We start from the raw sequence: 21491 nt of genomic DNA on the forward strand, positions 1-21491 counted from the left end.
TTCTCTTCCTTAATATGCACGCAGAGTTTTAAATACCGAGGCCAGCTTGCTGGCATCTTTAATACCCGGTTCTGACTCTACGCCTGAATTGAAATCGAGGCCTGCGCAGCCGGTTTTGGCAGCTTCTACGCAGTTATCCGGGCTTAGCCCGCCCGCCAGCAGGACGTTGCCGAGCTTTTCGCCGTTCAGCAATGACCAGTCAAAACGCTGACCAGTGCCGCCCTGACCGTTGTCGAGCACGTATTTATCAACATGATTCAGGTTGCGTGCTGGCAACATGTCGCCGACGCTCTGCGCTTTCCAGATTTGCACCTGAGGTGCCAGCGACGCGCGCAGTGAATCAATGTAAGCCTGGTCTTCATCACCGTGCAGCTGCACCGCGCTCAGGGACAACCTTTCGGCTTTCGCCGCCACGTCGGCGATCTCCGCGTTACGGAACACGCCCACATAGCTAAGCGGCGCGGCCGCCATCACCTTGCGCGCCTGCTCTTCGCTTACTGCGCGAGGGGAAGAGTCCACAAAGATCAGCCCGCCGTAAATCGCCCCGGCTTCGTATGCGGCCTGCGCATCCTGTTCGCGGGTTAAGCCGCAGACTTTGTTTTCACCCAGCAGCACGCGGCGCACCGCGGCGTTGAGATCGTCATGCTCCATCATGGCAGAGCCAATCAGAAAACCGTTGGCAAAGTGGCTCAGCTCGCGCACGTTGGCATAGCTGTTAATCCCGGATTCGCTGATCACCGTGACGCCCGATCCCAGACGCGGCGCCAGCTGACGGGTGCGGTTCAGGTCAATCGACAGGTCGCGTAGATCGCGGTTGTTGATGCCAACCACTTTGGCCTTCAGCGCAATGGCGCGTTCCAGCTCTTCTTCGTTGCTCACTTCGGTCAACACGCCCATATTCAGGCTGTGCGCTACGGCAGAGAGCTGGCGATACTGTTCGTCGTCTAGTACTGAGAGCATCAGCAGGCAGGCGTCGGCCTGGTAGAATCGCGCCAGCCAAATCTGGTATGGGTCGATAATAAAGTCTTTGCACAGGATCGGCTGCGGCGCGATGCCGCTGACGATGGGCAGGAAATCGAAGCTGCCCTGAAAATATTTTTCATCCGTCAGCACGGAGATGGCCGACGCATGGTGCTTGTAAATTCCCGCTATACGCGCCGGGTCGAAATCGTCACGGATCACACCTTTTGACGGGGAGGCCTTTTTGCACTCAAGAATAAATGCGGTGCGCGCGCCCTGCAGGGCATCGTAAAAACGACGCTGGCTTGGGACGACCTCATTCTGGAAACTGGCAAGCGGCTGTTGCTGCTTGCGTGCTTCTACCCAGATGGCCTTATCGGCAACGATTTTCGCTAAAACGGTCTGCATTCTTTACCCTCTTGCCGCAAGTGCGGTAACGCGATCGTAAGCTGCGCCGGAGCGCAGTACGTCCAGAACTTTTTGGGCGTTGGCCTTCAGGTCTTCCTCACCGTGCAAACGCATCAGCATCGCGACGTTGGCAGCAACGGCGGCCTCGTGGGCGACCTCACCTTTACCTTGTAATAAGCGCGTGAGAATGTCACGGTTTTCTTCAGGCGTACCGCCGGCCAGCGCCTCCTGATGGTACGGCGCCAGGCCGAAGTCAGAGGCCTCGAGCTGGTAGCTCTGAATTTCGCCGTCGCGCAGTTCAGCAACCAGCGTAGGCGCATGGAGAGACACTTCATCCATCCCCCCGCTGTGGACCACCGCGGCACGTTGATAACCCAGAACGCGAAGGGTCTCCGCAATCGGCAGCACCAGCTCAGGGCTGTAGACGCCAATCAACGCCAGCGGCGGATGAGCCGGGTTAATCAACGGGCCGAGGACGTTAAACAGCGTGCGGGTCTTGAGCTGCTGGCGAACCGGCATCGCATGGCGAAAACCGGTGTGATACTTCGGTGCAAACAGGAAGCATACGCCCAGGTCGTCCAGCGCTTCACGGGAGCGTTCGGCCTGCATGTCCAGATTAATACCGAAAGCCGCCAGTAAATCGGACGATCCAGAACGGCTGGATACGCTGCGGTTACCGTGCTTCGCCACTTTCAGGCCACACGCTGCCGCGACAAAGGCGCTGGCGGTAGAGATATTAATACTGTTGCTGCCGTCTCCCCCCGTGCCGACGATATCCGCAAACTGATAGTCGGGACGAGGGAACGGGGCGGCATTTTCCAGCAGAGCCGTGGCGGCGCCGGCAATTTCCTGCGGGCTCTCGCCGCGCACCTTCATGCTTACCAGCGCGGCGGCGAGTTGTTCAGGCTTCAGCTCGCCGCGAACGACGGCGGAGAAAAGCTGGTGGCTCTCCTGCTGGGTCAGGGTGTGTGCCTGATACAGCTTTTCCAGAATCGGCTGCAGGGTGTTGGTCTGCTCCAGTTTCAGTAACGCCCAGTCGAGCGTCTGCTCCAGCAGGCGCGCGCCGTTTGAGGTCAAAATTGATTCCGGGTGGAACTGCAGGCCGCAAACGCGATCGACATCGTGACGAACTGCCATCACCATTCCCTCAAACGAGGCGTTGATGGTCAGGCCGGCCGGAATGTTACTGCCCACCAGCGAGTGGTAACGGGCGACCGGAAGGGGATTCGGCAGCCCGGCAAACATCGCCTGGCCGTCGTGTTCAATGCTGGACGCTTTACCGTGCAGGATCTCCCCCGCCTGACCCACGTAGCCGCCATAGGCTTCCACAATGGCCTGGTGCCCAAGGCAAATACCGATAATCGGCAGCTTGCCGCGCATACGGGTTAAGAGCTCTGGCATACAGCCCGCTTCGCTCGGCGCGCCGGGCCCTGGGGATAGCATCAGCACCGGGTTTTGCATGGTGCCCAGACGTTCAATCAGCGTCTGCGCCGGAACATGGTTACGGTAAATAACGACGTTGTGGCCATTCGCACGCAGCTGATCTGCCAGGTTGTACGTGAAGGAGTCGATATTATCGAGCAGCAGAATGTCAGCCATCAGAAAATCTCCTGTGCATGGTGTGCGGTAGCAATGGCGCGAAGTACCGCGCGCGCTTTACTGCGTGTTTCGTCAGCTTCAGACTGGGGCACTGAATCAAGAACAATTCCTGCGCCTGCCTGCACGGTGGCAATACCGTCTTCAACGTACGCGGAGCGGATCACGATGCAGGTATCCAGATCACCGTGCGCGGTGAAATAGCCCACGGCCCCACCGTAGCTGCCGCGACGACGGCCCTCGGCTTCAGCGATCAACTGCATAGCGCGCACTTTCGGCGCGCCGCTCAGGGTGCCCATATTCATGCAGGCGCGATAGGCGTGCAGCACGTCGAGGTCGTGACGCAGTTCACCGACCACGCGCGAAACCAGGTGCATCACGAACGAGTAACGGTCAACTTTGGTCAGATCCGCCACGTAGCGGCTGCCGGGAGTGCAAATACGCGCCAGATCGTTACGCGCCAGGTCTACCAGCATCAGGTGTTCTGAAAGCTCTTTATGGTCGGTACGCATCTCCAGCTCGATGCGGCTGTCGAGGTCGCGATCAAGTGAACCATCGGCACGGCGGCCGCGCGGACGGGTTCCGGCAATCGGGTAGATCTCAATCTGGCGGCTGGTGGCGTCGTACTTCAGGGAGCTTTCCGGTGACGCGCCAAACAGCGTGAAGTCGTTGTCCTGCATGAAGAACATATAGGGGCTTGGGTTGCTTTTCTTCAGCACGTCATAGGCGGCCAGCGGCGACGGGCAGGGCAGGGAGAAGCGACGGGACGGTACCACCTGGAAAATTTCACCGGCGCGGATCGCCTTTTGCATTTGACGAACGACGGCACCGTACCGATCGTCAGTCTGGTTCACGTCGCAGGCCATTTTCTCAATGCGCTGTACCGGCAGCGCAGGCGGTTCTTCCGTCATTTGCTGTTGTAATTGCGCGATGCGCTGCTCAAGGCGGTTCTTTTCACCGGCAGACGGCGTGAACAGGCTCGCCTGGACGCGGGTGTATTTTTTCTGATGGTCGATCACCAGCAGGGTTTCGGCCAGGTAGAAGCAGTAATCCGGGCAGCGGTTGCCCTGTTCGGTTTCAGGTAAATCTTCGAAACCGGCGACCAGATCGTAAGCAAACAGCCCGCCAAAGAACATGGCTTCACGTTCATCTTCAGGCACAGAGACCAGATTTTGCAGCAGGCGGAAGGCATCAAAAACAGACAGTGAACAAAGACGCGCGTCTTCGTCTAACAGCTGGCTGACCGGCGGAAAATGAAGGACGCGCATTTCCGGGTGACGTTCGTTGTCGATGCCAGACGGCAGGGCGGCATCCAGCAGAGGCAGCAGGGAGGCGCCATTGTCCGACAGCGCTTTGATGGTAACGGTGTCGCCTAATGCGGTAATGCGCAGCGCGCTGTCGACGAGCAGCAGGCTCTTAAGATCGTCCTTGCTGTCGATATCCGCAGATTCCAGCAGCAGGGTTGCCGGACGTGCACCGCACACCTGATGAAACAGCGCAGTTGGGTTGTGGCGATAGGCCGCCTCGCAGGTAAGCAGTTCGAGGTGTGGTTTGGCTGTTTGCATGATGTTGTTCTCATATTTTGTTCAAAAAAAAGCCCGCTTCGGAGCGGGCTGGGTATCTGTTTGCGTTTCGCAGACGAGTGACACTGCCCGTTAATCAGGAAGTGCGCCACCAACCGTGCAGAGCAAAATATGCAGTCATTTTCAGATACCTTTCTCGTGTGAACTTGCGTACTAGTTAACTAGTTCGATGGCGTGTTGTCAACCCTTGATTTCAGAATTTCGCGGCAAGTCGTTATCATAGGGTCTTTGCGTTGTCTCCAACCTGTAACGGGAAGTGCTTTGAGCGATACCACCTACGCCATAATTTACGATTTACACAGCCATACTCAGGCTTCTGATGGTCTGCTTACGCCCGAAGCGTTGGTTCATCGCGCCGTTGAAATGCGTGTTGGCACGCTGGCAATAACCGATCACGATACGACTGACGCCATTCCGGCCGCGCGCGCTGAAATTGCCCGCAGCGGACTGGCGCTGAATCTGGTCTCCGGCGTGGAAATCTCAACGCTTTGGGAAAACCATGAAATTCATATTGTTGGTCTGAACATCGATATAGAACATCCGGCAATGTGTGCCTTTTTGCAAGAGCAAAAAACGCGACGCAACCATCGCGCAGAGATGATTGGCGAGCGCCTGGAAAAGGCGAATATTCCGGGCGCGCTGGAAGGCGCGCGCAGTATGGCAAACTGTGGGGCGGTGACCCGCGGTCACTTTGCGCGTTTTCTGGTTGAGGCGGGAAAAGCCACGACCATGGCGGATGTCTTCAAAAAGTACCTGGCACGCGGGAAAACAGGATACGTTCCGCCACAGTGGTGTACAATAAAACAAGCTATTGATGTCATTCATCATTCTGGCGGAAAGGCTGTGCTGGCCCATCCTGGGCGGTATAATCTTTCTGCTAAATGGCTGAAAAGACTGCTGGCACACTTTGCCGAATGCGGCGGTGAAGCGATGGAAGTCGCTCAGTGTCAGCAGGCTCCCAATGAGCGTGCGCAGCTTGCGGCCTACGCCCGTCAGTTTGGCCTGCTTGGGTCGCAGGGGTCGGATTTCCATCTTCCCTGCGCGTGGATTGAACTGGGGCGCAAGCTCTGGTTGCCCGCTGGCGTTGAGCCTGTCTGGCAACTCTGGGAACAGCCACAGCACATTGAAGAGAGGGAAGTATGAGTCAGTTTTTTTATATCCATCCGGATAACCCACAGGCGCGTTTGATCAACCAGGCCGTGGAGATCGTCCGTAAGGGCGGCGTTATCGTCTACCCAACCGATTCCGGCTACGCGCTGGGCTGCAAAATTGAAGACAAAGGGGCGATGGAGCGTATCTGCCGCATTCGCCAGCTGCCGGACGGCCACAACTTTACCCTGATGTGCCGCGACCTTTCCGAGCTGTCGACCTATGCTTACGTCGACAACGTCGCATTTCGCCTGATTAAGAACAACACGCCCGGCAACTACACCTTCATTCTGAAAGGGACGAAAGAAGTGCCGCGACGTTTGCTGCAAGAAAAACGTAAAACAATCGGTATGCGCGTGCCGTCGAACCCGATTGCGCAAGCGCTGCTGGAAACCCTCGGCGAACCAATGCTCTCTACCTCACTGATGCTGCCGGGCAGCGAGTTTACTGAATCCGATCCGGAAGAGATTAAAGATCGTCTGGAGAAGGTGGTTGAGCTGATCATTCACGGCGGTTACCTTGGCCAGCAGCCGACGACAGTCGTCGACCTGACCGAAGACGCGCCGGAAGTGATTCGTGAAGGCGTGGGCGATGTTAAGCCTTTCTTGTAAAGGTGTAAGCAGCTATACTACGCGGCCATCAAAACACGGCTCAGCCCTGTTTTGACCTGATTCGACGCCTGTGAAGGCGACACCTGAGGAAGCTCAATGAGCGAGAAGTTACAGAAAGTGCTGGCGCGCGCCGGCCACGGTTCACGCCGTGAAATCGAAGCCATTATTGAAGCGGGCCGCGTGAGTGTGGACGGTAAAATCGCCACGCTGGGTGACCGCGTTGAAATCGTGCCGGGGCTGAAAATCCGTATTGACGGGCATCTCATCTCCGTAAAAGAGTCCGCTGAACAGATCTGTCGCGTGCTGGCTTACTACAAGCCGGAAGGCGAGCTGTGTACCCGCAATGACCCTGAAGGTCGCCCGACGGTATTCGACCGTCTGCCTAAACTGCGCGGCGCCCGCTGGATTGCCGTGGGTCGCCTGGACGTGAACACCTGCGGTCTGCTGCTGTTTACCACCGATGGTGAACTGGCAAACCGTCTGATGCACCCAAGCCGTGAAGTTGAACGCGAATACGCCGTGCGTGTCTTCGGCCAGGTTGATGAAAATAAGCTGCGCGACCTGTCGCGTGGCGTTCAGCTGGAAGATGGCCCTGCGGCGTTCAAAACCATCAAATTCACCGGCGGCGAAGGCATCAACCAGTGGTACAACGTGACCCTGACCGAAGGCCGTAACCGCGAGGTTCGTCGCCTGTGGGAAGCGGTAGGCGTGCAGGTTAGCCGCCTGATCCGCGTCCGCTATGGTGATATCCTGCTGCCGAAAGGGTTACCGCGTGGCGGCTATACCGAACTGGATCTGACCCAGACTAACTACCTGCGCGAGCTGGTAGGGTTAACGCCGGAAACCACCTCTAAAGTGGCGGTGGAGAAAGATCGTCGTCGCATGAAAGCGAACCAGATCCGTCGTGCGGTGAAACGCCATAGTCAGGTGAACAGTAATCGCCGCTCTGGCAGTCGTAATAACAACGGTTAAAAATGAAAGCCCGGCTAACAGAGCCGGGCTTTTTTCTTAATAATCAATGCCGATTTGCGCCTTGATACCTGCATCAAAAGCATGTTTAACCGGACGCAGCTCGCTGACGGTGTCCGCAAGCTCCAGAATATCCCGATGGCAACCGCGCCCCGTAATAATCACCGTCTGATGCGCAGGACGGTTTTTTAACGCCTCCAGTACGGCTTCCAGCGGCAGGTAGTCATAGGCCACCATATAGGTTATCTCATCCAGCAGCACCATATTGAGCGCGGGGTCGGCCAGCATACGTTTGGCATGCTCCCAGACGGCCTGGCAGGCGGCGGTATCAGTTTCCCGGTTTTGCGTATCCCACGTAAAGCCTGTCGCCATCACCTGGAATTCAACGCCGTGCGGCTCCAGTAAATTACGCTCACCGTTAGGCCATTCGCCTTTAATGAACTGAATCACGCCCACCTTCTGCCCGTGTCCGACGGCGCGCGTGGCGGTGCCAAATGCGGCCGTAGTTTTGCCCTTGCCGTTGCCGGTAAAGACGATGACGATACCGCGCTCGTCCTGCGCGGCCGCTACGCGAGCATCAACCTGTTCTTTCAGGCGCTGCTGACGCTGCTGGTGACGTTCTTCACTCATTGCGATATCCCCGGTTTACGGCCCGGCTGGGCGTCAAAGGTCATCCCGGTTTTGCGGCGGCTGTCGTCGCCCATCAGCCAGAGATAGACCGGCATAATATCTGCGGGCGTTTTAAGCTTCTGCGGATCTTCCGTCGGGAACGCGCTGGCGCGCATTTTCGTGCGGGTACCGCCGGGGTTAATGCAGTTCACGCGCAGATGACGGCTTTGATACTCTTCGGCCAGCACCTGCATCATTCCTTCTGTGGCAAATTTTGAGGCCGCATAGGCTCCCCAGTTGGCCCGGCCCTGACGGCCCACGCTGGAGGAGGTGAAGACCAGCGAACCGGATTCCGAATTGAGTAATAAAGGAAACAATGCCTGGGTCAGGAAGAAGGTTCCATTAACATTCACCTGCATGACCTGCTGCCAGACCTCCGGGTCCTGCTCGTCCATCGGGCGAACTTCACCTAACAGGCCAGCATTATGTAAAACGCCGTCCAGTCGTGGATAGTGCGCGCCGATACGCTGCGCGAGGGCTCTGCACGTTTCGGGCGTGCAGGTGAGCAAATCGAGGGTATACCAGGGAGTTGGCGTGCCGCCCGCCCGTTCAATTTCCTGCGCGACGCCTTTCAACTTTTCTTCGTTACGGCCTGTCAGGATGACGCTCGCGCCATATTCAGAATAGGTCAGCGCGGCTTCGCGACCAATCCCGTCGCTGGCCCCGGTGACCAGAATAATCCGGTTCTGCAGCAGATTTTTTTGCGGTTGATAATGCACGGTGACTCCTCAGACGCAGCGGCATAAATTGCGTCTTCTTATTATGACTTTTCGGCTTTATGCCCGAAATAACATGAGAATTCAATCAGTCTACAGGAGGCAACGCTGCGAAATTAACAATTTGCAAATATTTAAACCAGATTCGGGGATTTCTGAAAGCGGCTCGCACGGGTAATGTCATGAGCGAGACGCCCGTGCAGGGCTGTTGTACACTGGCGTGTAGGAATCGTGGTTAAATCAAGGTGGAACGCGTGGAATTACTTTCTCAATATGGGTTGTTTTTGGCCAAAATCGCGACGGTGGTGATCGCCATCGCGGTGATAGCCGTTCTGATTGTTAACCTGACGCAGCGCAAGCGTCAGCGTGGTGAGTTACGCATTACCCGCCTGAGCGAGCAGTATCAAGAGATGCAGGAAGAGATGTCGCTGGCGCTGCTGGACGAGCATCAGCAAAAGCAGTGGCTGAAAGCGCAGAAGAAAAAGCACAAGCAGGAAGCGAAAACTGCAAAGGCGAAAGCGAAGAGCAATACGCCACCGACGGACGTAAAACCGCGCGTTTATGTGCTCGATTTTAAAGGCAGCATGGATGCGCATGAGGTCACCTCGCTGCGTGAAGAGGTAACGGCCGTACTTGCTGTCGCCAGAGCGCAGGATCAGGTGGTTGTGCGTCTGGAAAGCCCGGGCGGCGTGGTGCATGGTTACGGGCTGGCCGCATCACAGCTTCAGCGCCTGCGTGACAAGCAGATCCCGCTCACCGTGGCGGTGGATAAAGTCGCGGCAAGCGGCGGCTATATGATGGCCTGCGTGGCGGATAAAATTGTCGCGGCACCGTTCTCTATCATTGGCTCTATCGGTGTTGTTGCCCAGATCCCCAACTTTAACCGCTTCCTGAAAAACAAAGAGATCGACATCGAGCTGCATACGGCAGGCCAGTACAAACGTACCCTGACGCTTCTGGGCGAAAATACGGAGGAGGGCCGTCAGAAATTCCGTGAAGATCTGAATGAAACGCATCACCTCTTTAAAGACTTTGTGCACCGTATGCGCCCAGCGCTGGATATTGAACAGGTTGCTACCGGTGAACACTGGTACGGTACGCAGGCCCGGGAGAAAGGGCTTGTTGATGACGTCGGCACCAGTGACGATCTGTTGCTGAACCTGATGGAAGGGCGTGAGCTCGTTGGCGTGCGCTTTACGCAGCGTAAACGGCTTCTTGACCGTTTCACCAACAGCGCCGCTGAAAGCGCCGACCGCCTGCTCCTGCGCTGGCTGCAGCGCGGTCAGAAGCCGCTGCTGTAAACAAAAACGCGAGGCTTATGCCTCGCGTTTTTGCATTAATCGACCAGGTGATATTTCTCTGAGAGCGTGTGCGCCAGGTATTTAAACATGTTAAATACCGCGGTGCTCTTTGGCGTCGGTAACCCTTGTTCATCAAGGTAGTACTCGCCGCTGAATACCAGCACGCCGTTTCGTTGCTCTACGCCGGTGGCTTCAATACCCGCCAGCGTATCTTCATGGTTGCGGATCAGTTTGTTCGCTTCGATAAGCAGAGAAGCGCGATCGATAGGTTGGGTCGTATTCTGCATAATCTACTCCTTAAACAGTGGCATTAGTCTACGCCGAGGGCGCTGTGGGGGCAAATTTTCCCTGATATCTGAGAGGTTAAGGGGCAGGGGGGCGGCTGGCGGGATTTGCTTTTGCATGCTAATAAAGTTGCGTAACGAATTTTATCAGGTACAGTGTGCGCTTTCGTCATTCTGGCAACAGAATTGCTTGACATTCCACCGGGAATTCGTCACGAATTATATTGGGTGTGAGAAAAATACCTAATAACTCAATGACCTGGGTGTCATCTGTTTGACCTCCGGCACGACAAAGGGGTTGATATCCCCTGACACAGTCGCAATATCATTGGCTCGTCGTCAGCGGAAGGGAAATCAACGTGCGGCGTATTCCTGGAAGAATTAAATTAGGTAAAGGTGAATATGGGTAAAGCTCTCGTCATCGTTGAGTCCCCGGCAAAAGCCAAAACGATCAACAAGTATCTGGGTAATGACTACGTGGTTAAGTCCAGCGTGGGTCATATCCGCGATTTGCCGACCAGTGGCTCAGCCAGCAAAAAGAGCGCAGACTCTACCTCCACCAAAGGGGCTAAAAAGCCTAAAAAGGATGAACGTAGCGCGCTTGTCAACCGCATGGGTGTTAACCCGTGGCACAACTGGGATGCACAATACGAAGTGCTGCCAGGCAAAGAAAAAGTCGTTAACGAGCTGAAGCAGCTTGCTGAAAAAGCAGACCACATCTACCTCGCAACCGACCTTGACCGCGAAGGGGAGGCCATTGCATGGCACCTGCGGGAAGTGATCGGGGGTGACGACAAACGCTACAGCCGTGTGGTGTTTAACGAAATTACAAAGAATGCGATTCGTCAGGCCTTCGAAAAGCCGGGTGAACTGAATATCGACCGTGTAAACGCGCAGCAGGCACGCCGCTTTATGGACCGCGTTGTGGGTTACATGGTTTCTCCACTGCTGTGGAAAAAGGTTGCGCGTGGTCTGTCAGCAGGCCGCGTACAGTCCGTTGCCGTACGTCTTGTTGTTGAGCGTGAACGCGAAATTAAAGCATTCGTTCCGGAAGAGTTCTGGGAAGTGGATGCCAACGTCACCACGCCAGGCGGCGACGCGCTGCCGCTGCAGGTAAGCCATCACAACGACAAACCTTTCCGTCCTGAAAACCGCGACCAGACGATGGCCGCCGTGGCGCTGCTGGAAAAAGCGCGCTATCAGGTACTGGATCGTGAAGACAAGCCGACCAGCAGCAAACCGGGTGCGCCGTTCATAACCTCCACGCTGCAGCAGGCCGCGAGCACGCGTCTGGGCTATGGCGTGAAGAAAACCATGATGATGGCCCAGCGTTTGTATGAAGCGGGTTATATCACCTATATGCGTACTGACTCTACAAACTTGAGTCAGGATGCGGTCAGCATGGTGCGGGATTACATTAGCGATAATTTTGGTAAGAAATACCTGCCAGAAAACGCAAATCAGTACGCCAGCAAAGAGAACTCTCAGGAAGCGCACGAGGCCATTCGTCCTTCTGACGTCTCCGTCCTGGCTGAATCGCTAAAGGATATGGAAGCGGATGCGCAGAAGCTGTACCAGCTGATCTGGCGCCAGTTTGTAGCCTGTCAGATGATGCCTGCGAAGTACGATTCCACGACGCTGACCGTCGGTGCGGGTGATTACCGTCTGAAGGCTCGCGGCCGTATTCTGCGTTTCGACGGCTGGACGAAGGTGATGCCTGCGCTGCGCAAAGGCGATGAAGACAGAACGCTGCCTGCGGTAAACAAGGGTGATGAACTGTCTCTCGTTGAGCTGATTCCGGCGCAGCACTTCACCAAGCCGCCAGCACGCTTCAGTGAAGCCTCGCTGGTTAAAGAGCTGGAAAAACGCGGTATTGGCCGTCCGTCCACCTATGCGTCGATTATTTCGACCATTCAGGATCGTGGCTACGTCCGTGTTGAAAACCGTCGTTTCTACGCTGAAAAAATGGGTGAGATTGTCACCGACCGTCTGGAAGCAAATTTCCGCGAGTTGATGAACTACGATTTCACCGCGCAGATGGAAGACAGCCTCGACCAGGTTGCCAGCCATCAGGCCGAATGGAAAAAAGTGCTCGATAGCTTCTTCAGCGACTTTACCAACCAGTTGGATAAAGCCGAGAAAGATCCTGAAGAAGGCGGCATGTTGCCTAACCAGATGGTACTGACCAGCATCGACTGCCCAACCTGCGGCCGTAAGATGGGGATCCGTACCGCCACGACGGGCGTATTCTTGGGCTGTTCTGGCTATGCGCTGACGCCGAAAGAGCGCTGCAAAACCACCATCAACCTGGTGCCGGAGAATGAAGTTCTCAACGTGCTGGAAGGTGAGGATGCAGAAACCAACGCACTGCGCGCCAAACGTCGCTGTCAGAAATGCGGCACGGCAATGGACAGCTACCTGATCGATCCAAAACGTAAACTGCACGTCTGCGGTAACAACCCGACCTGCGATGGATACGAGATCGAAGAGGGTGAGTTCCGGATCAAGGGTTACGACGGCCCGATCGTTGAGTGTGAGAAATGTGGCTCTGAAATGCACCTGAAAATGGGGCGTTTTGGTAAATACATGGCGTGCACCAACGACGAGTGCAAAAACACGCGTAAGATCCTGCGTAACGGCGAAGTTGCTCCGCCAAAAGAAGATCCGGTTCCGCTGCCAGAACTGCAGTGTGAGAAGTCGGACGCCTATTTCGTGCTGCGTGACGGTGCTGCGGGGGTCTTCCTTGCGGCCAACACCTTCCCGAAATCACGTGAAACGCGTGCTCCACTGGTGGAAGAGCTGCATCGCTTCCGCGACCGTATGCCGGAGAAACTGCGTTATCTGGCCGACGCGCCGCAGCAGGATCCTGAAGGCAACAAGACCGTTGTGCGCTTCAGCCGTAAAACAAAGCAGCAATATGTCGCGGCAGAGAAAGACGGTAAAGCGACCGGCTGGTCTGCCTTCTTTGTTGACGGTAAATGGGTCGAAGGTAAGAAATAATCTTCCCTTACCGCCACTTACCCGTGAAAGGGCCGGACTTCCGGCCCTTTTTTATTACGCTGTTATTATTTTTTGTTCCGTACTATACAGTCGAGCTATAAATGATATAGTGGTTATAGTTAACCCTTTTCTTATTATCAAATCGTCTTAAACGATTGACCCGTGCGCTAATTCGGATGGTCTGGCATGAAACTACAGCAGCTCCGCTATATTGTTGAGGTCGTCAATCACAACCTCAACGTCTCTTCTACCGCAGAAGGACTCTATACCTCGCAGCCCGGCATCAGCAAGCAGGTGCGCATGCTGGAGGATGAGTTAGGCATTCAAATTTTTGCTCGCAGTGGTAAACACCTCACTCAGGTCACACCGGCAGGGCAAGAGATCATCCGAATCGCGCGGGAAGTGTTGTCCAAAGTGGACGCCATTAAATCCGTTGCGGGTGAACACACCTGGCCAGACAAAGGCTCACTCTATATCGCGACCACACACACCCAGGCGCGCTATGCGCTGCCCGGCGTGATTAAAGGTTTCATTGAGCGTTACCCGCGCGTGTCGTTGCATATGCACCAGGGGTCGCCGACGCAAATTGCGGAAGCCGTCTCTAAGGGCAATGCTGACTTCGCTATCGCAACGGAAGCGCTGCACCTCTATGACGACCTGGTGATGCTGCCGTGCTATCACTGGAACCGTTCAATTGTGGTTACCCCAGACCATCCCCTGGCCGGGAAAGGGTCAGTAACCATTGAAGAGCTGGCACAATATCCGCTGGTGACCTACACCTTCGGCTTTACCGGCCGCTCCGAGTTGGATACGGCCTTTAACCGCGCAGGGTTAACGCCGCGCATTGTCTTCACGGCGACAGATGCGGACGTCATTAAGACATACGTACGCCTGGGGCTTGGGGTAGGGGTTATTGCCAGCATGGCGGTTGACCCGGTCTCCGATCCGGATCTGGTGCGTCTTGATGCGCATGATGTTTTCAGCCACAGCACGACGAAGATCGGTTTTCGTCGCAGCACTTTCTTGCGTAGCTATATGTATGATTTTATTCAGCGCTTCGCTCCGCATTTAACGCGTGACGTTGTCGATACCGCCGTTGCATTACGCTCGAATGAAGACATCGAAGAGATGTTTAAAGACATTAAGCTTCCTGCTAAATAATCACACCCGGTATCTTTCCCCCGCGGAGAGATACCGAAATACCCTCTCAAACCTAAATTAGAATTATCATCATCTACCCGCCGCTGCCATATAATGTCATTACCCATTTAATCTTTAAGGTTTTACTGTCGCAAATTTGCGACAAAAGTAGAAAGTAATTTACGGCTTCGCAAATTTTTCTTTTCAATTATTTATTTCTGGTCAAAAGAATGAATTTTTCCTTATGCCATAAGCACAAATTCACTGGCTTTTCGGCTAAAGTTTCTTTAGGATTTATCTCAACAGATGATTAATTGTACCAATTGTTTGGTCTAAAATGATAAGCGATGTCGATTGTATGAGGTTAGCAATGCCTTCAGGAAGTGAAGAACCGCAAAGGGATCCTGCGCTAAAGCGTAAAGCCTGGCTGGCGGTCTTTCTCGTCTCCGCCTTGTTCTGGGCGGTGGTTGCTCTCCTCGCCTGGAAATATTGGGGTTGAATATGACAGTGACGGTACGGACAGAAACGGTTAAGCAAATGTGTCAACATCGTGACAATGGTCATCAAGCGCGAAAAGCGCCTGCGACCACCGTTCCCGCATCATGGAAGCTAACGGCGCAGCAGCAAGCCTTTATTGATGTGTTCGCAGAAGACGAACCCAAAAAACAATAATTTAGTTAATTGCGTAATGATGCAAATACATTGAATAATGTCTTTGCGCTTTTGTACTCGTTTAATAATACACATCAGCAATATAGAACTGAGGGCAGACCTCAGCATGTTTAATAATTAAAGCCTGGTGTCCCTATGATGAATAACATGACAATTCCCAAATACTGGTCGTGGATCGGCGTGTTCTCCGTATCGATTCTCTTCTGGTGTCAGCTCATCTGGCTGGCCTTCCTCTAAATCCTGAAACCTCGCTTTGGCGGGGTTTTTTGTTTCACACGCCGCGCGGGATCAATCCGAAATTTATCAATTCGGGTTGTTATCAAAACGTTACGACATCTATGTGTTATCTTTAAATACAGCCCTGATGATTGTCAGGACATCTCTGTAATTAAGGAGGAGCTTATGTCGTTAACCCTACGCGAAGCCAGTAAGGACACATTACAGGCAGAAAATAAAACCTGGCACTACTACAGCTTACCGCTGGCCGCCAGAACGCTTGGGGACATTTCGCGTTTACCCAAGTCCTTGAAAGTTTTGCTCGAAAACCTGCTTCGCTGGCAGGATGGCGACTCCATCACCGAGGAAGATATCCAGGCGCTGGCGGGGTGGCTGAAAAATGCCCATGCCGACAGAGAAATCGCCTATCGCCCGGCCAGGGTCCTGATGCAGGATTTCACCGGCGTGCCTGCCGTCGTTGATTTGGCAGCCATGCGCGAAGCCGTTAAGCGCCTTGGTGGCGATACGGCAAAAGTTAACCCGCTCTCTCCCGTTGACCTTGTGATTGACCACTCCGTGACCGTGGACCACTTTGGCGATGACGACGCCTTTGGCGAGAACGTCCGCCTGGAGATGGAACGTAACCACGAGCGCTACGTGTTCCTTAAATGGGGGCAGCAGGCATTCAGCCGGTTTAGCGTGGTACCGCCGGGCACGGGGATCTGCCATCAGGTTAACCTGGAATATCTCGGTAAGGCCGTATGGAGTGAGCTGCAGGATAAAGAGTGGGTCGCGTATCCCGATACGCTGGTGGGGACAGATTCCCATACCACCATGATTAACGGCCTGGGCGTGCTGGGCTGGGGCGTCGGCGGGATCGAGGCCGAAGCGGCCATGCTGGGTCAACCCGTCTCCATGCTGATCCCCGACGTGGTAGGCTTTAAGCTGACCGGTAAGCTTTCGGAAGGCATTACCGCGACAGACCTGGTTTTAACCGTGACGCAGATGCTGCGCAAGCACGGCGTCGTCGGTAAATTTGTTGAATTCTACGGCGACGGGCTAGATTCTTTGCCGCTGGCGGACCGCGCCACCATCGCGAATATGGCGCCGGAATATGGCGCAACCTGTGGCTTTTTCCCGATTGATAGCGTCACGCTGGAGTATATGCGCCTTAGCGGCCGCAGCGAGGAGCAGGTCGCTCTGGTTGAGGCCTACACCAAAGCCCAGGGAATGTGGCGTAACCCAGGCGATGAGCCGGTGTTTACCAGCTCGCTTGAGCTGGATATGGGCACCGTTGAGGCAAGCCTTGCGGGGCCAAAGCGTCCGCAGGACCGCGTTGCGCTCAACAACGTGCCAAAAGCCTTTGCTGCCAGCAGCGAACTGGAAGTGAATACCGCGCAAAAGGATTGCCGTCCGGTCGACTATGTCCTGAACGGACATCAGTATCAGCTGCCTGATGGCGCCGTCGTGATTGCGGCGATCACCTCCTGTACTAATACCTCAAACCCAAGCGTACTCATGGCCGCCGGGCTGCTGGCGAAAAAAGCGGTAGAGCTGGGCCTGAAACCGCAGCCTTGGGTCAAAGCCTCTCTGGCGCCCGGCTCCAAGGTAGTATCCGATTATCTTGCGCAGGCGAGACTGACCCCGTATCTGGATGAGCTGGGGTTTAACCTGGTCGGCTATGGCTGTACCACCTGCATCGGCAACTCTGGCCCGCTTCCTGAGCCAATAGAAGTGGCGATCAAGCAGGGCGATTTGACCGTTGGCGCGGTGCTCTCCGGCAACCGAAACTTTGAAGGGCGTATCCATCCGCTCGTTAAAACCAACTGGCTAGCCTCACCGCCGCTCGTCGTGGCGTATGCGCTGGCCGGTAACATGAATATTAACCTGGCCACCGACCCGATTGGACACGATCGTAAGAATGATCCTGTCTATCTTAACGACATCTGGCCGTCGTCGCGCGAGATTGCGCGGGCAGTAGAGAAGGTCTCGACGGAGATGTTCCGCAAAGAGTATGCCGAGGTGTTTGAAGGCACGCCGGAATGGAAGGCGATCGGCGTTACGGGCTCAGACACTTACGGCTGGCAGGATGATTCAACCTATATCCGCCTGTCGCCGTTCTTCAACGACATGCTGGCTGAGCCTGCACCGCTGAAGGACATCCACGGCGCGCGCATCCTTGCGATGCTCGGTGACTCCGTCACTACGGACCACATCTCTCCGGCGGGCAGCATAAAAGCCGACAGCCCTGCGGGACGTTATCTGCAGGGACGCGGCGTGGAGCGAAGAGATTTTAACTCCTACGGATCGCGACGGGGTAACCATGAAGTGATGATGCGCGGGACATTTGCCAACATCCGCATTCGTAATGAAATGGTGCCGGGCATCGAAGGGGGCATGACCCGCCACTTGCCGGGGTCAGAGGTGGTCTCGATATACGATGCGGCGATGAAGTATCAGCAGGAAGGGACGCCGCTGGCGGTCATTGCCGGGAAAGAGTACGGCTCTGGCTCCAGCCGCGACTGGGCGGCAAAAGGGCCGCGCCTGCTCGGCGTGCGGGTGGTCATTGCGGAGTCCTTTGAACGTATCCACCGTTCTAACCTGATCGGGATGGGGATCCTGCCGCTGGAATTCCCGCAGGGCGTTACGCGCAAAACGCTGGCGCTAACGGGGGAAGAGCAGATTGATATCAGCGATCTGCAAAGCCTGCAGCCGGGTAAAACGGTGCCGGTTACGTTAACGCGCGCGGACGGGAAAACCGAGGAGCTGGCGTGCCGGTGCCGCATCGATACGGCAACGGAGCTAACCTATTACCAGAACGACGGCATTTTGCATTATGTGATTCGTAAAATGCTAGATTGAGGAAGCAAGCCCGGCTTTCGTGCCGGGCTTTTCGCGATCACTCGCTCAGAAGGTGGCCCATTTTAGCCGCTTTGGTATCGAGGTAGTGCGCATTCTTGGGGTTACGCCCAACGATCAGCGGCACGCGTTCAACGATATTGATGCCCGCTTCGGTCAGGATTTCCACTTTCTTAGGATTATTGGTCAGCAGGCGAACTTCATCCACGCCCAGCAGCTTGAACATATCTGCGCAGAGGGTGAAATCACGTTCGTCAGCGGCAAAACCAAGTTGATGGTTGGCTTCAACCGTGTCGTAACCCTGATCCTGCAGCGCGTAAGCGCGGATTTTATTCAGCAGACCAATATTACGACCTTCCTGACGGTGATATAGCAGAACTCCACGGCCTTCCTCTGCAATATGAGTCAGGGCAGCTTCCAGCTGGAAGCCGCAATCACAGCGCAGGCTGAACAAGGCATCGCCGGTCAGACACTCCGAATGGACGCGAGACAGTACCGGTGTCTGTCCTGAAATGTCGCCAAATACCAGCGCGACGTGATCTTGTCCGGTTGCCAGTTCTTCAAAACCCACCATCAGGAAGTCGCCCCATGGGGTTGGCAGTTTGGCTTCTGCCACACGTTTAAGCTGCATGTGATTCTCCAGAGTAGGCTGACACGTTTCGTGCCTTCCGCCCGTTTTGCTTTCTGTATTCGATCATTTTGCCACAAGCTCGGTAAGTTCGCCTAATCAGCACCATGCTATATGAACGTTAAACGCACGATCCGACATATCCACCCGGTCGACGAATTTCAGTTATGATTGTGACGCTTAGCGTAAAAGGAGAGGACATGTTTTCAATCGCCAGACGAACGGCAGCCGGTGCAGCCGTATTGCTTATTATGCCCGTGGCTTTATGGTTTTCCGGCTGGACGTGGCAGCCCGGTCAAAACAGCACGTGGCTTAAAACCCTGTACTGGATAACGGAGACGGTGACGCAGCCGTGGGGCATTATCACACACGTTCTGCTGTGTGCCTGGTTTCTGTGGTGTCTGCGTTTTCGTCTGCGCCCAGCGATCGTGCTGTTTGCCATTCTCGGCGGCGCCATCATTATTGGCCAGGGGGTGAAATCCTGGGTGAAGGATCGCGTGCAGGAGCCGCGGCCCTTCGTCGTCTGGATGGAAAAAACGCACCATGTTCCGGTGGATGAGTTCTACAATTTAAAGCGTAAAGATCGCGGTGCGCTGGTGAAAGAACAGCTTTCGGAACAGCCGGACATTCCAAAATTTTTGCGTAAACACTGGCAGAAAGAGACCGGTTTCGCGTTCCCTTCCGGACATACAATGTTTGCCGCAAGCTGGGCGCTACTGGGTGTCGGCCTGCTGTGGCCGCGCCGTCGCACGGTTACCATCGCGATTTTGCTGCTTTGGGCAACGGGCGTGATGGGCAGCCGCTTGCTGCTGGGTATGCACTGGCCGCGTGATTTGGTGGTCGCTACGCTAATTTCATGGCTGCTGGTCACGCTGGCGACCTGGCTTGCTGAACGGTTCTGCGGGCCGCTCATGCCGCCGCCGGAAGAGAAGAAAGAAATTGCCGAAAGGGAGCAAAGCGGAGGCTGAAGGTTGATTTTCCGCATTTAGCCCATAAATCCATGGCTGGCGCGTCACTTTTTCCATTTCGCGCCTGTCGCTAAAATGGTAGTTTATAAGGCTGATTGCGGTGAGTTGAACACACTTTATTCGCTTGAACCACATAACGGGAAGTCATGTGAAATATTTACTCATTTTCTTACTGGTGTTGGCGATTTTTGTCATTTCCGTCACATTGGGTGCACAAAACGATCAACAGGTAACCTTTAACTATCTGCTGGCGCAGGGTGAGTACCGCGTATCGAGCCTGCTGGCCGTTCTGTTTGCGGCCGGGTTTATCATCGGCTGGCTGGTGTGCGGCTTGTTCTGGCTTAAAGTTCGTGTTTCTTTGGCGCGCGCTGAACGTAAAATTAAACGACTTGAACATCAAATTGCGCCCGTGACTGACATTCCGGAAAGCTCTGGTGTGCCGGTAGTCAAGGAATAATCGAATATGCTGGAGTTGTTGTTTCTGCTTTTGCCTGTAGCCGCAGCCTATGGCTGGTATATGGGCCGCAGAAGTGCGCAACAAACTAAACAGGATGAAGCTAACCGACTCTCCCGTGACTACGTTGCGGGGGTGAACTTCCTGCTGAGCAATCAACAGGACAAAGCGGTAGACCTGTTCCTCGACATGCTTAAAGAGGACACCGGAACCGTAGAGGCGCATCTCACCCTGGGGAACCTGTTCCGCTCACGCGGCGAGGTTGACCGTGCCATTCGTATTCACCAGACGCTAATGGAAAGCGCGTCGTTGACCTACGACCAGCGCCTGCTTGCGGTTCAGCAGCTGGGCAGGGATTACATGGCCGCGGGTCTTTATGACCGCGCGGAAGATATGTTCTCACAGCTGGTGGATGAAACCGATTTTCGCATCAGCGCACTTCAGCAGCTCCTGCAAATTTACCAGGCAACCAGCGACTGGCAGAAGGCCATTGAGACGGCAGAGCGCCTGGTGAAGCTGGGCAAAGATAAACAACGCGTCGAGATTGCGCACTTCTACTGCGAGCTGGCCCTCCAGCAGATGGGAAGCGATGACATGGATAAAGCCATGACGCTGCTGAAAAAAGGCGCCGCCGCGGATCGCAACAGTGCGCGCATCTCCATTATGATGGGCCGCGTTTTCATGGCGAACGGTGAGTTTGCCAAAGCGGTAGAAAGCCTGCTGCGGGTGATTGACCAGGATAAAGAGCTGGTCAGTGAGACTCTGGAAATGCTGCAAACCTGCTACCAGCAGCTGGGCAAGCAGGACGAGTGGGTTGCGTTTCTGCGTCGATGCGTAGAAGAGAATACCGGAGCGACGGCAGAGCTGATGCTTTCAGACGTCGTTGAGCAACATGAAGGCAGCGACACGGCGCAGGTATACATTACGCGCCAGCTGCAGCGTCACCCGACGATGCGCGTATTCCATAAGCTAATGGACTACCATCTCAATGATGCAGAAGAAGGGCGCGCCAAAGAGAGCCTGATGGTTCTGCGTGACATGGTGGGCGAGCAGGTGCGCAGCAAGCCTCGTTATCGCTGTCAGAAGTGCGGTTTTACCGCATATACGCTTTACTGGCACTGCCCATCGTGCCGCGCCTGGAGTACCATAAAGCCTATTCGTGGGCTCGACGGGCAGTAATACTTTTTTTAAAACGCATCATTTTAGTTACAACATACTGTGATGTTTTTTGACTTGCCGACCACCGTGCGGTCCCGGGTCAGGCAGGAAAGGAAATCGATTCTGTCAATTTGCGGCGCCGGCAGGTAG

The 21491-nt window shown here is 55.1% G+C and carries 21 protein-coding genes and 1 other annotated feature; of the genes, 13 read left to right on the forward strand and 8 right to left on the reverse strand.

Annotation, left to right across the window (positions count from 1 at the left end):
* Positions 1–9: 9 nt before the first annotated feature.
* The 4 genes from trpCF to trpL all read right to left on the reverse strand — a co-directional run bounded on the left by trpCF (position 10) and on the right by trpL (position 4668).
* Complete coding sequence (trpCF, locus tag D5067_RS10215) at positions 10–1368, reverse strand: bifunctional indole-3-glycerol-phosphate synthase TrpC/phosphoribosylanthranilate isomerase TrpF (protein ID WP_119937715.1); 1359 nt, start codon at positions 1366–1368, stop codon at positions 10–12.
* A 3-nt stretch (positions 1369–1371) separates the two neighbouring features.
* The gene (gene trpD / locus D5067_RS10220; protein ID WP_119937716.1) at positions 1372–2967 is read right to left on the reverse strand and encodes a bifunctional anthranilate synthase glutamate amidotransferase component TrpG/anthranilate phosphoribosyltransferase TrpD; all 1596 of its coding nucleotides are present in this window, start codon (positions 2965–2967) and stop codon (positions 1372–1374) included.
* Positions 2967–4529: an anthranilate synthase component 1 gene (locus D5067_RS10225; protein ID WP_119937717.1), complete on the reverse strand. Its 1563-nt coding sequence runs from the start codon at positions 4527–4529 to the stop codon at positions 2967–2969. Before D5067_RS10225 ends, trpD begins: the two co-directional genes overlap by 1 nt.
* Before the next feature lie 23 nt (positions 4530–4552).
* Positions 4553–4647: a sequence feature (Trp leader region), on the reverse strand.
* Complete coding sequence (gene trpL, locus D5067_RS10230) at positions 4624–4668, reverse strand: trp operon leader peptide (protein WP_119937817.1); 45 nt, start codon at positions 4666–4668, stop codon at positions 4624–4626. It overlaps the preceding feature by 24 nt.
* Positions 4669–4808: 140 nt before the next feature.
* Here trpL and rnm point away from each other — a divergent pair, with 140 nt between their 5' ends.
* From rnm to rluB, 3 genes are all read left to right on the forward strand, one after another.
* Entirely contained in the window at positions 4809–5690 is an 882-nt protein-coding gene (rnm, locus tag D5067_RS10235; RefSeq protein WP_119937718.1) for an RNase RNM, read from the forward strand.
* Positions 5687–6307: an L-threonylcarbamoyladenylate synthase gene (locus D5067_RS10240; protein WP_114977039.1), complete on the forward strand. Its 621-nt coding sequence runs from the start codon at positions 5687–5689 to the stop codon at positions 6305–6307. Before rnm ends, D5067_RS10240 begins: the two co-directional genes overlap by 4 nt.
* Before the next feature lie 96 nt (positions 6308–6403).
* On the forward strand, positions 6404–7279 hold the full coding sequence (gene rluB / locus D5067_RS10245) for a 23S rRNA pseudouridine(2605) synthase RluB (protein WP_028013408.1): 876 nt from the start codon (positions 6404–6406) through the stop codon (positions 7277–7279).
* Between the two features lie 36 nt (positions 7280–7315).
* Here rluB and cobO read toward each other — a convergent pair whose 3' ends face one another.
* Entirely contained in the window at positions 7316–7906 is a 591-nt protein-coding gene (cobO, locus tag D5067_RS10250; protein WP_119937719.1) for a cob(I)yrinic acid a,c-diamide adenosyltransferase, read from the reverse strand.
* Positions 7903–8664 (reverse strand): YciK family oxidoreductase, encoded by a 762-nt coding sequence (locus tag D5067_RS10255; protein WP_119937720.1) that lies wholly within the window; start codon positions 8662–8664, stop codon positions 7903–7905. Before D5067_RS10255 ends, cobO begins: the two co-directional genes overlap by 4 nt.
* Before the next feature lie 251 nt (positions 8665–8915).
* Between D5067_RS10255 and sohB the strand changes: the two genes are divergently transcribed.
* Positions 8916–9962 (forward strand): protease SohB, encoded by a 1047-nt coding sequence (sohB, locus tag D5067_RS10260; RefSeq protein WP_119937721.1) that lies wholly within the window; start codon positions 8916–8918, stop codon positions 9960–9962.
* Between the two features lie 35 nt (positions 9963–9997).
* Here sohB and D5067_RS10265 read toward each other — a convergent pair whose 3' ends face one another.
* Entirely contained in the window at positions 9998–10249 is a 252-nt protein-coding gene (locus D5067_RS10265; protein ID WP_119937722.1) for a YciN family protein, read from the reverse strand.
* A 399-nt stretch (positions 10250–10648) separates the two neighbouring features.
* On the opposite strand from D5067_RS10265, the gene topA reads away from it, so the two are divergent.
* The 6 genes from topA (at position 10649) to acnA (ending at position 18136) form a co-directional block, all read left to right on the forward strand.
* On the forward strand, positions 10649–13246 hold the full coding sequence (gene topA / locus D5067_RS10270; protein WP_119937723.1) for a type I DNA topoisomerase: 2598 nt from the start codon (positions 10649–10651) through the stop codon (positions 13244–13246).
* 186 nt (positions 13247–13432) lie between these two features.
* Positions 13433–14407 carry an HTH-type transcriptional regulator CysB gene (cysB, locus tag D5067_RS10275; protein WP_010431770.1) on the forward strand — a complete coding sequence of 325 codons (975 nt, stop codon included), beginning with the start codon at positions 13433–13435 and terminating at the stop codon, positions 14405–14407.
* Positions 14408–14744: 337 nt separating this feature from the next.
* Positions 14745–14885 carry a YmiA family putative membrane protein gene (locus tag D5067_RS10280; RefSeq protein ID WP_233606840.1) on the forward strand — a complete coding sequence of 47 codons (141 nt, stop codon included), beginning with the start codon at positions 14745–14747 and terminating at the stop codon, positions 14883–14885.
* A gap of 2 nt (positions 14886–14887) precedes the next feature.
* Positions 14888–15058, forward strand: a complete 171-nt coding sequence (locus D5067_RS24240) for a YciX family protein (RefSeq protein ID WP_263069894.1) — start codon at positions 14888–14890, stop codon at positions 15056–15058.
* 138 nt (positions 15059–15196) lie between these two features.
* Positions 15197–15295: a small membrane protein YmiC gene (ymiC, locus tag D5067_RS10285; protein ID WP_374208610.1), complete on the forward strand. Its 99-nt coding sequence runs from the start codon at positions 15197–15199 to the stop codon at positions 15293–15295.
* Positions 15296–15460: 165 nt separating this feature from the next.
* On the forward strand, positions 15461–18136 hold the full coding sequence (gene acnA, locus D5067_RS10290) for an aconitate hydratase AcnA (RefSeq protein WP_119937725.1): 2676 nt from the start codon (positions 15461–15463) through the stop codon (positions 18134–18136).
* A gap of 37 nt (positions 18137–18173) precedes the next feature.
* On the opposite strand, the gene ribA is transcribed toward acnA, so the two are convergent.
* Positions 18174–18764 (reverse strand): GTP cyclohydrolase II, encoded by a 591-nt coding sequence (ribA, locus tag D5067_RS10295; protein WP_119937726.1) that lies wholly within the window; start codon positions 18762–18764, stop codon positions 18174–18176.
* Between the two features lie 197 nt (positions 18765–18961).
* On the opposite strand from ribA, the gene pgpB reads away from it, so the two are divergent.
* The 3 genes from pgpB (at position 18962) to lapB (ending at position 21362) form a co-directional block, all read left to right on the forward strand.
* The gene (pgpB, locus tag D5067_RS10300; RefSeq protein WP_119937727.1) at positions 18962–19729 is read left to right on the forward strand and encodes a phosphatidylglycerophosphatase B; all 768 of its coding nucleotides are present in this window, start codon (positions 18962–18964) and stop codon (positions 19727–19729) included.
* A gap of 148 nt (positions 19730–19877) precedes the next feature.
* The gene (locus D5067_RS10305; protein ID WP_119937728.1) at positions 19878–20186 is read left to right on the forward strand and encodes a LapA family protein; all 309 of its coding nucleotides are present in this window, start codon (positions 19878–19880) and stop codon (positions 20184–20186) included.
* Positions 20187–20192: 6 nt separating this feature from the next.
* Positions 20193–21362: a lipopolysaccharide assembly protein LapB gene (gene lapB / locus D5067_RS10310; protein WP_119937729.1), complete on the forward strand. Its 1170-nt coding sequence runs from the start codon at positions 20193–20195 to the stop codon at positions 21360–21362.
* Positions 21363–21491: the final 129 nt, after the last annotated feature.

The organism is Enterobacter huaxiensis, assembly GCF_003594935.2.
Taxonomy (GTDB): domain Bacteria; phylum Pseudomonadota; class Gammaproteobacteria; order Enterobacterales; family Enterobacteriaceae; genus Enterobacter; species Enterobacter huaxiensis.